Annotated in this window: 10 protein-coding genes; all 10 read right to left on the reverse strand. The window is 51.2% G+C overall.

Features of this window, described 5'->3' with window-relative positions; all coding sequences use genetic code 11:
- Positions 1-477: 477 nt before the first annotated feature.
- On the reverse strand, positions 478-1,104 hold the full coding sequence (locus PHQ97_15235; protein MDD4394085.1) for a PqiC family protein: 627 nt from the start codon (positions 1,102-1,104) through the stop codon (positions 478-480).
- Positions 1,104-2,183 carry an MlaD family protein gene (locus tag PHQ97_15240; GenBank protein MDD4394086.1) on the reverse strand — a complete coding sequence of 360 codons (1,080 nt, stop codon included), beginning with the start codon at positions 2,181-2,183 and terminating at the stop codon, positions 1,104-1,106. The genes PHQ97_15235 and PHQ97_15240 overlap by 1 nt, the downstream gene beginning before the upstream one ends.
- Positions 2,180-2,950 (reverse strand): ATP-binding cassette domain-containing protein, encoded by a 771-nt coding sequence (locus tag PHQ97_15245; protein ID MDD4394087.1) that lies wholly within the window; start codon positions 2,948-2,950, stop codon positions 2,180-2,182. Before PHQ97_15245 ends, PHQ97_15240 begins: the two co-directional genes overlap by 4 nt.
- A gap of 166 nt (positions 2,951-3,116) precedes the next feature.
- Positions 3,117-4,292, reverse strand: coding sequence for an ABC transporter permease (locus PHQ97_15250; GenBank protein MDD4394088.1), 1,176 nt, complete (start codon positions 4,290-4,292; stop codon positions 3,117-3,119).
- 163 nt (positions 4,293-4,455) lie between these two features.
- Positions 4,456-5,811, reverse strand: coding sequence for a magnesium transporter (gene mgtE, locus PHQ97_15255; protein ID MDD4394089.1), 1,356 nt, complete (start codon positions 5,809-5,811; stop codon positions 4,456-4,458).
- Between the two features lie 411 nt (positions 5,812-6,222).
- Positions 6,223-6,420 carry a DUF3343 domain-containing protein gene (locus PHQ97_15260; protein ID MDD4394090.1) on the reverse strand — a complete coding sequence of 66 codons (198 nt, stop codon included), beginning with the start codon at positions 6,418-6,420 and terminating at the stop codon, positions 6,223-6,225.
- 26 nt (positions 6,421-6,446) lie between these two features.
- Positions 6,447-7,064: a sulfurtransferase-like selenium metabolism protein YedF gene (gene yedF, locus PHQ97_15265; GenBank protein ID MDD4394091.1), complete on the reverse strand. Its 618-nt coding sequence runs from the start codon at positions 7,062-7,064 to the stop codon at positions 6,447-6,449.
- Between the two features lie 5 nt (positions 7,065-7,069).
- Complete coding sequence (locus PHQ97_15270) at positions 7,070-8,236, reverse strand: aminotransferase class V-fold PLP-dependent enzyme (GenBank protein ID MDD4394092.1); 1,167 nt, start codon at positions 8,234-8,236, stop codon at positions 7,070-7,072.
- A 232-nt stretch (positions 8,237-8,468) separates the two neighbouring features.
- Positions 8,469-9,206, reverse strand: coding sequence for a YkgJ family cysteine cluster protein (locus PHQ97_15275; protein MDD4394093.1), 738 nt, complete (start codon positions 9,204-9,206; stop codon positions 8,469-8,471).
- Between the two features lie 112 nt (positions 9,207-9,318).
- The coding region (locus tag PHQ97_15280) for a hypothetical protein (GenBank protein MDD4394094.1) at positions 9,319-9,526 on the reverse strand (208 nt) is incomplete at its 5' end.

Consider the following 9,526-nt stretch of genomic DNA (forward strand, 5'->3'; position numbering starts at 1 on the left):
CCTTGATTCTGTTTGTCAATGACGCCCGATTCAGGAAGAAGTCGGAAAATACGAGCAGGGCAGAAAGGAATACGGTACAGATTGCCACTGTGGCGATTGCGCCCGCATATTTTTTTTGAAGCCTGATCATGTAGCCCGATTCCGGTTAAGACCCGTTGAATAAACTGCAGTGAAACAACGGGGTGCTTGCAGTCCTGGTTAAAGGGTGTTTCAGATAAAGGTGAGTTTGACTTTAACGAGTCGTAAACCACATGTCAAATTGATTATCGGATAAAAAGGGTTAAGGGGAAAGGGCCAGAAGACAGAGGCCAGAAGACAGAGGTCAGAAGACAGAGGTCAGAAGACAGAGGTCAGAAGACAGAGGTCAGAAGACAGAGGTCAGAAGACAGAGGTCAGAGGTCAGAGGATAAAAAAAAGAGAAAAGGAAAAGTAAAAGGGATAATTGGGAAATATTGGATCTATATCCTCAGCCCTCAGTCATTTGTTATCTGTCATCTGACTTTTAATCTCTACAGCGATTTCGCGGCTGAGGGATTCGAGTGTACGGCTCAGGGCAGAGACCATGACTGCATAGTTTCTATCGGGCAGGGGCTCACTGAAGGTCGATTGCCTGCTGAGCAGGATGTTTTCCCCGTTTTTTTCTGAAAGCGTCCAGCGCGATATAAGGGTTACGTTATCGCCGAAGGTGCCGTCAAAACGGATCACGTTGACGCTGATTTGATAATCTGTGCGTTGGGTTCGATTCCAGGGGAACATAATTATCCGGTTTTCTGGTGCCAGTATGGAAATATTTTCAGCCAGTGTGCGGGAAAAGTTGTCTGTCAGGGGTTCAGCCCATCGGGCAAAGTCAGCTGCCCGGAGTTCATTTCTGTTGATCCGGATCATGATATTCGGCCGGTTCAGATATGTGGCAAGTTCAACCGGGCCGACGCCAATAACACCTGCCTGTCCGGCGCTGCCGCTCTGGAGCGCGGGGTTAGGGGCAGTAACCGGGCTCAGCATAAAATAGGTGTTTGCCGGCCGGGTGTTGCTTCCGATATTGAAACATCCTGCAGGAATCAGCAGACATGCGCTGGTAATCAGACATAAAATGACTCTGGGCATTATGGACCTCCTGGTGATGATTTTCCGCGAAGCAGGGCCTCCGGATGCTCTTCGAGATAATCTGTCAATGCCTGAATGGAACGGGCAGCAGATGAAAGATCTTTCAATGATCGGCTAATTTGATAGCCCATGGGGGAGTCCTCTGCAATGACTCCTTGAAATAACAGAAGGGTTTCCCTTGCCTGTATCAGACTTGCCCGGGCTTCCGTGAAAGTGAGCCGGAGGCCGGAGGCCAGGGGCTCAATCTCTCCGTCGAGATGTAAAATCAGATTTCTGGTATCTGAAAGGGTGTTCCCGATCCCCGACGCCAGTGGAGTGATCTGATCATCGAGATGTCGGACCAGATTCCGTGTATCGTTCAGTGTCAGTTCAATACCATCTGTCAGTGGATCAATCCGTTTATCAATATGACGGACCAATTTGCCCATCTCTTTCAGTGACAGGTTCAGACTGTCCATTCCTTCTGTCAGTTTGGGGGAATTTACAGCCCGCTCGATTCCCTCGATCGCCAGGATCAGTTTGCTGACAAGCTCCTGAATGGGGAGCTGTTGGATCGTGCTGGAAATTTCCTCAAAGCTTGACGGAATGGTGGGCAGTTCCGGGTATTCCGTATCGATTCCAATCAGCCGCGCCGGTTTGTCCGGATGAAAATCCAGGTTGATCAGAAGCTGGCCGGTAACCACACTCTGAAGGCCAAGCTGCGCCCTGAGCCCCCTGTCAACCAGTATGCTGATCCTTTGGTGAACATCTGTTTCCATGAGCTTTTTGCTGAAATCCCGGATGCCGTGGGGGCTGGAGATTTTTTCCGGTTCGAATTCTACAAAAACCGGAATCCGGATATTCATTTCCCTGCCTTCCAATCGAAGCTCGATTCCGGTAACCGTGCCGATCTTGACGCCCTTGAAGACAACCGGCGCACCTTCGGAAAGTCCCTGTACTGAGCCATCGAAATACATGACAAAAGGGTATCGTTTGACCAGAAACCGGCCACTGCCGAAAAACAACACGGCGGTAACCGCCAGGACGATTGCTCCCAGGACAAAGCCGCCAATCAACGTCCTGTTGGGCTGTCTGCTCATAATGGCACCTCATTTTTCCCGCTTTTACCCCGTGTGAGAAATTGCTGAACGGCAGGGTTGTCTGATTCGGCAAGAAGGGTTTTCGGGTTTCCCGCGCCGATGATGGTTTTTGTTTCAGGATCAAGAAACACGGAATTGTTTCCGATGGCAAATATACTTGCCAGTTCGTGTGTGACCACCACGACGGTGGCACCGAGACTGTCCCTGAGTTCGAGGATCAGATCATCCAGCAGACGGGCGCTGACCGGATCGAGTCCGGCCGACGGTTCGTCAAAAAAAAGGATTTCAGGGTCCAGTGCCATGGCTCTGGCAAGCCCCCCCCGTTTGTGCATGCCGCCACTGATTTCGGATGGATAAAAATCCTCGAATCCCGCCAGGCCAACGAGCGCAAGTTTGAATGAAACGATCTCTCTGATGGCGGCCGGGCTCAGGTCGGTATATTCTTCCAGGGGCAGCGCGACGTTTTCAGCCAGGGTCATGGAGCTCCAGAGAGCGCCGCTCTGGTAAAGAACGCCAAAACGTTTCATGATCTGCTTCTGCTGATCCGGTTCGGCATCCCAGAAACTGACATCGCCGTAAAAAACTTTTCCTGCGACCGGCTCCTTGAGACCAGTCAGGTGGTGCATGAGGGTCGTTTTTCCGCAGCCGCTTGCACCCATAATAATAAAGATGTCGCCACGATAAATGGTAAAGTTGAGATCACGCTGAATGACAAAATCACCATAGGCCATTTCGAGATCGCAAACGATGATGTGGGGTTCTGGCATTTTTCGGTCTCCGGGTGACAGTCGTAAGTCGTAATCAGAACTATGGCCCAAGTTATGATCGAGTCCAATAAAAATGTTTTGTTTTTTTTCTTTTGCCTCAAACGAAGTGCTCCTCAAGCGATAGCGGTCCTCAAGCGAAGCGCTCTTCAGTCCGCCCGCAAGGGCGCTAAATTCCGATGACATCGCATATGATGGTGATGATTGCTGTGGAAACGATGATGCAGACGATGCCGGTTACGACGGCCGATGTGGCGGCATCTCCGACATCAGATGCGCTTCGACCGCAGTGCATGCCCCGAAGACATCCGGCGAGAGCCACGAGAACACCGAATACGGCGCTCATGAAAATGCCGATCCAGAAATCATTCAGGCTGACCGCTTCCCGGGTATGGTTACAGTACTCGATTATATTCAGGTCGAGCATGCCCACGCCGACAATCAGTCCTCCGATGATTCCCATCAGGTCCGCATAGACGCACAGCAGGGGCATCATCAGCGCAAGGGCGATCAACCGTGGCAGAACTAGAAATTCGACAGGGGAAATCCCCAGGGTTTTGAGCGCATCGATTTCTTCATTCACCTGCATGGTTCCCAGCTGTGCCGCAAAAGCCGCGCCGGTGCGGCCGGCCATAATAATTCCGGCCATAATGGCTCCCATCTCCCGAACCATGCCGATGCCTACCAGATCCGCCACGTAAATCTGAGCACCAAATACTTTCAGCTGGATGGCGCCTACAAACGCAAGAATCAGTCCAACCAGAACACTGATCAGCGTGACAATGGGAAGGGCCCGGGCACCGCATTCCTGAATGATAGCTAACAGATCCGAGCGGCGCAGCCGGGCCCTTCCGAGTACCAGCCTGGCGAAGGAAATGAACGCTTCGCCGATAAAGTCCGTTATTTCCCGGGTTGAATGGACAAACCCGATGGCCGCCTCTCCGATTCCGGCAATAAAAGAGATACGTTGGGGTTTCTTTCTTGCCCCCTTTCTTTCAGGAACGGCTGAGGCCAGTGCCAGCAGCCGTTGTACTCCCTGTGGCAATCCGTTCAGGTCCGTCTGGATGCCTGTCTGCGAACAGATATCACTGATCCTGACCAGAAAGGTCAGCAACCCGGTATCCCATCCGGCCAGATCCTGTGTATCAAAGGCCATATGGCGTGCTTGAGGCGCACGCTTCAGCTCTTGGCGAAGCTCGTCGCCGGATGGCGATGCCTGGCCGATTTGCCAGTTTCCTGACAGCTGAACAATCAGCGTGCCGTCATCGGAACGATTGAAACGTATCCTGCATGTCGACTGCGCTTCTGATGAGTTATCCTTTCGAAGTGGTTTGCGGCTCATCATTGTCCTTGAACCCTCCGCCGGATTTTATTCAAGTTCGATTCGGGTGCTAAGCAGAAAAGCATTCGGTCGGCCGCACATGTCATGCCGCTGATATGTTTCAGGCCTGATGTGCCATGACGCAGGATGACGCCATCAGGTCTGAGAACCAGCCGGGCGGATTGCTCTAAAATATTTTCATTAATAATATGGCGATCTGAAAATAAATAGTGATGCCGACTGCGTCAATGATCGTCGCGATAAACGGGCCGGCAGTCAGTGCCGGGTCCAGTTTCATTTTTTTAAGAAAAATCGGGATCAGTGCACCGGTCAGATTGGCTGTCAGCAGGGTGGCCAGAAGCGCGGTGGCCACGATGAACGCAAGCATCGTATTGTTATCCTGCAGGGCGACACGAAAATAGGCCATGATACCTAACGCGCATCCCAGGGCAAGCCCCATCAGCAGCTCGCGGTAGAATACCTTGATTATGTCTCCGGACTGAATTTCGCCCAGGGCAAGGCCGCGAACCACCATCGTGGCGGACTGGGTTCCTGCGTTACCGCATGTCCCGGTTACCATTGGTATAAAAAATGCCAGCGCCATCATTTGGTGAAGGGCGGCCGAATGCCATTGCATCACGGCTACTGACAAAACGGAAGTAAACAGCAGTATGGCCAGCCACAGAAAGCGGTTCCAGAACAGCTTGACCAGTGGGCGTTTAAAGTAGCTTTCCTCAAACGGTACAACCCCGGAAATGAGTTGGAAATCTTCGGTATTTTCAGCGCTGATAATGTCAATGACGTCGTCAACCGTAATAATGCCAAGCAGGCGGTTTTGAGGATCGACCACCGGAACGGCGAGAAAATCGTATTTGGAAATCAGCCGGGCAACGGCTTCAACATCCATGCCATGGGCAACCGAAATCACATTGCTTTGCATGATAGCGGATAATTCCGCCTGGGGTTTTGACATGATCAGATCCCGTAAAGTGATCATGCCCAGCAGTTCACGATTTGAATTGGTGATATAGACGTAATAAATGGTTTCCTTGTTCGGTGCCTGCAACCGCAATCGCTCCAGGGCGGTCCGTGCGGTAATGTCCTGGGGCAGATAAGCATATTCGGTTGTCATGACCGAACCGGCTGTGCCTTCCTCATAATTCCAGAGCTGGCGGATTTCATTACGTTCCGCCTGAGCAATCAACGGCATCATTGCTTCGCGGATATCTTCATCCACCCGTTTGAGTAAATCAACCCGATCATCCGGCCCCATGTTTTCAATGAATCGGAGCATGGTCCGGGCGTTGCCTGTTTCCAGGCATGCCTGCTGAGTTTCAATCGTAAGCTGTTCAAACGCCTCAATGGCCTTGCCATTTCCGATCTGAAGCAGAATTTCGATAATCTGCTGGGCCGGCAAAACGGGAAATTCAATTTTTTCAGCGATGTCAGACGGATGCAGCTCACGCAGTGCTTCTATAGTACCAAATTGATCCTCTGGAGCAGACGGAAAAGGTGATACGTGTTCTTGTTCTAATGGAGTCATCGAGCATCTCCTTCCGTTCCTGTTTCCCATCGCAGGGATAACAAGCCGGACGAAAGATGCCTACACCTTAGCGATCAACGGCGTGTGTGAGGCGGGATTCGTATGCCTGCATACCTTTAGACGGGAAAAACGATTGGTTATAATCGCAACCAGATTGTCTGCATAAGTGATAAGGACTACTGCCCGAGTCCCCTTCGTTCATGGTTGTATCCCTTGGTTTAAAGTTAAAATGTTATCTGTTTGTAAAGGCTGTCACTAAAAACAGATAAGGCCGATAGACTGAATAATCACCTGCTAATTATATTATTTGGAATTGAAATTCAAGCAAAATTTCAGAAGGATGCGGGAATGGGGCTGTCTGTGGCGGCATTCACTTCGGGTTGTTTGACTGATCGACGGGCGTACCGGGCGCTATAACGGGCAGATGGCATCGATCGCCACCCGATCGCTGAGAAGCCGCTCGATGTGTGGTTTGTCCGTTTTTAGAAAACGGATACACACCCCGCAGTCTGAACTGATGTGTCTGGGGACAGGAATGACTTTATAGGGCATTTGCTCCTTTTTCAGCAGTTTTTCCGCCATCAGGGTATGATTGACCGAACTGAACAGGGCAACATAATAGTTTGGCTGGTCATTCAGAGGGTCACCAGCTTTCCGGCAGAGAACATTGCCTCGGCGATATCATACATATTGGAAACCATTCCGACATCGAGCTGATCGGTAAGTCCGAAATAATTCAGGCAGGTTCCGCACACCAGGATACGTACGCCTTTTGCCTGAAGTTCTTTTAAATCCTCAAGAACCTCGGAGGATTTTATGGTCAGATTGACCCCCGTGTTTAAAAAAATTATGACATCGGGAATCGGGGATATTTCTCCCAGAGTGTGCATAAAACTTCTGATCAGCACAGAACCCAGTTCTTCGCTACCCCTGCCCATCTGGTCAGCTGAGATGACCGTCACCAGAGGTCCGGAAGTACAGGCGATGTCCGGCTCAGTTTTCCGGCCGGAAATTGAAGCGGTTGAGAGTTGTCCGGGTTCTGACAACTGTCTGTGGATGCTGAGATATATCCCGTCTGTTTTTTCTTCCGCAGATACAGTGCATCCAAGTGAATTCGCCATACGGCTGACATTTTCCCGGGCGGTGGGGTTGTCCACAATTACGGTTATGGCGTCAGCAGTTTCAAGCGCCTTTTTCGTGTTGATTACCGGCTGAGGGCATCCTAAGCCCCGGGCGTCTACGATGATTGGCATGGGGGTTACCTCTTTGTTGGCGTTGTAATTTTGTCTATGGCGTTCAGCGCGGTCTGCACCTGATCTTTTGTATTATAGTATCCGAAGGCAAACCGGACCGTTCCTTCCGGAAAAGTGCCGATGGTTCTGTGTGCCGATGGCGCGCAGTGAAGCCCCGGTCGGCACATGATATTGCTGGCTTCGTCAAATTCAAGGGCCAGATCGGACGGGCTTTTTACGGTAAGGGTAAAGGAGACCACGGAAATCCGCTGTTCGCTGTTTCGGGTGCCGTAAACGGTTGCTCCGGTTATGGCGTCCAGTCCGTCAATGAACATGGTGGTCAGCGCCATTTCCGAATCGCGGATATGCTCAACCCCTCTGGACAGAACGGAACGGGCCCCGGCTCCCAGACCGAATATGCCGATGGTGTTCGGTGTGCCGGATTCATATTTGTCCGGCATGAAATCCGGCTGAGCTTCAAATTCGGATCTGCTGCCGGTGCCGCCCATTTCAAGGGGAGAAATTTCTTTGTCCAGACCTTTTCGGATGTAAAGCCCCCCGGTTCCCTGGGGACCACACAGGGATTTGTGGCCGGTAAAGGCCAGCAGGTCAATATTCATGGCGCTTACGTCGATGGGAACCGTCCCGGCCGTCTGAGCGGCATCCACACAGAACACCAGCCCGTGCTCTTTTGCGATGGTTCCCACTTCCGCTACCGGCATGATCGTTCCGGTGACATTGGATGCGTGGGTCAGAAAAATGGCCCGGGTATTGGGTTGAATGGCGTCGGCGATATCCTTCGGGTCAAGTTCGCCGGCAGCGGAGCACCGGATTACGGAAAGCTGCATGCCCCGGGATGCCATTTCTCTGAGCGGCCGCATGACCGAGTTGTGTTCCATGCTCGAAGTGATCACGTGATCCTCCGGCTTAAGAAGCCCGAATACGGCAAAATTAAGCGCTTCGGTAGCATTTTTGGCAATGACGATGCGCAGCGGATCGGAGATATTGAACAGCCTGGCAAGAGTTATCCGGGTCTCGACCAGTTCCCGGCCGGCATCAATCGCCAGGCGGTGGCCGGATCGGCCCGGACTGGCCCCGATGCAATGAAAGTAATGTTCCATCGCTTTGAGGGTGTCTTCAGGCTTGGGCCATGAGGTGGCCGCATTATCAAAATAAATTACGGATTCAGGCATGCCGGCTCCTTTTGAAATAAAATACGAGCGTCAAAATAGCACTCGCAATGATGCGGACATGATCCGGATCATTCGTCCCTTTTATAGGCCGGAGCGGAGTTTGTCAATTTGGAAATATCAATGTCTTGAATGAAACGGATAGAAATAATTGATAGTTGGACGGTCTGCCTGATGAATTCACTGGCCGGAGATGGTACGGAAAAACTGAAAAGGCAGCGGGTGGCGGGGGACGCTATGTTTCAAACCCCGGACAGCCAGTCATGAAGGCATGTTTTCGGGTTCCCGGGTACTGACGGCAAATTTCAGGTTTTACATCGTGAATCAGACAGGTGTAGCTGTTTATTCCATCTGTTTTTTTTAACCACGGGCACACCCTGGCATACAGGTTGGTGCCGGGATATACCCAGATATGCCTGGGGACTGATTTTCCGTTCTCATCGGCCATTCCCACCCAATCCATGATGTCTGTTCTGCCAAGCTTCCGCCATACCTCGTAATCTTCCCGGGTGCACTCGTTATGATAGTTGAGGTTAAGGCAGCATTGGCCGCATTGCCTGCACCGCAGATCCTGCATATCCATTTCGACCCAGATACCCGGCTCCCCGTTTTCCGTTTCGTATCCCACGAAAGCGGGGATCTGTAATACCATTCCGGAGATTTTTGACAGTTTTTCCAGAGGGATCATCGAAGACCGGAGTGCATCGTACAGATAGTCACCCAGCGCCTGCCATGACAGGAAACGATGGGGGGTTTTATTTTGGGAGCTTATCCATACGCCTTCCTGTCGCCAATCGTTACGCACATTGACAGCGTCACCGAAAATTATCGGACACAGTCGTTTGAACAGGTCGTGCTGAGGCGGGTATTGCGAAAAATCAATCCGGATCGCAGTAAGTATTTCGCGGCGTGAAAGGAATATTTTTTCCTTTTCCGGCATAGACGGCTTCATTGAAACAGCTTGTTTTCTCATGCCCTTTTCATTTAAAATTCAGAATTTATGATCAAAATAATCATGTTATTATTGATATAACAATGGGTTAAAAATGCTCATTGTATTTTAAAAAGCAACATCTCAATGAAATTCAGGGCTTGATCATAGCTGCGGCCACCATGTCGCTGAGTCCCGCCCATTGCCGGCTTCTCCAGCACGATCCGGGGGATGCCGGGCCCATGAAGCTAAAGCGCAAAAACTCGGCAAGCCTCAAACAGTTTGCGCTTTTTAACGCTTCATGGCCCCGACATCTTTTCCCCGGATCGCGCCATGTCGTACGCCGGCAACGGGCGGGACTC

It is taken from the genome of Desulfobacterales bacterium, assembly GCA_028704555.1.
Taxonomy (GTDB): Bacteria; Desulfobacterota; Desulfobacteria; order Desulfobacterales; family JAQWFD01; genus JAQWFD01.

Excerpts from the sequence above, each read along its gene's own strand:
- PHQ97_15235 (MDD4394085.1), bottom strand. The coding sequence starts at position 1,104 with ATGCCCAGAGTCATTTTATGTCTGATTACCAGCGCATGTCTGCTGATT.
- PHQ97_15240 (MDD4394086.1), bottom strand. The coding sequence starts at position 2,183 with ATGAGCAGACAGCCCAACAGGACGTTGATTGGCGGCTTTGTCCTGGGA.
- PHQ97_15245 (MDD4394087.1), bottom strand. The coding sequence starts at position 2,950 with ATGCCAGAACCCCACATCATCGTTTGCGATCTCGAAATGGCCTATGGT.
- PHQ97_15250 (MDD4394088.1), bottom strand. The coding sequence starts at position 4,292 with ATGATGAGCCGCAAACCACTTCGAAAGGATAACTCATCAGAAGCGCAG.
- mgtE (MDD4394089.1), bottom strand. The coding sequence starts at position 5,811 with ATGACTCCATTAGAACAAGAACACGTATCACCTTTTCCGTCTGCTCCA.
- yedF (MDD4394091.1), bottom strand. The coding sequence starts at position 7,064 with ATGCCAATCATCGTAGACGCCCGGGGCTTAGGATGCCCTCAGCCGGTA.
- PHQ97_15270 (MDD4394092.1), bottom strand. The coding sequence starts at position 8,236 with ATGCCTGAATCCGTAATTTATTTTGATAATGCGGCCACCTCATGGCCC.
- PHQ97_15275 (MDD4394093.1), bottom strand. The coding sequence starts at position 9,206 with ATGAGAAAACAAGCTGTTTCAATGAAGCCGTCTATGCCGGAAAAGGAA.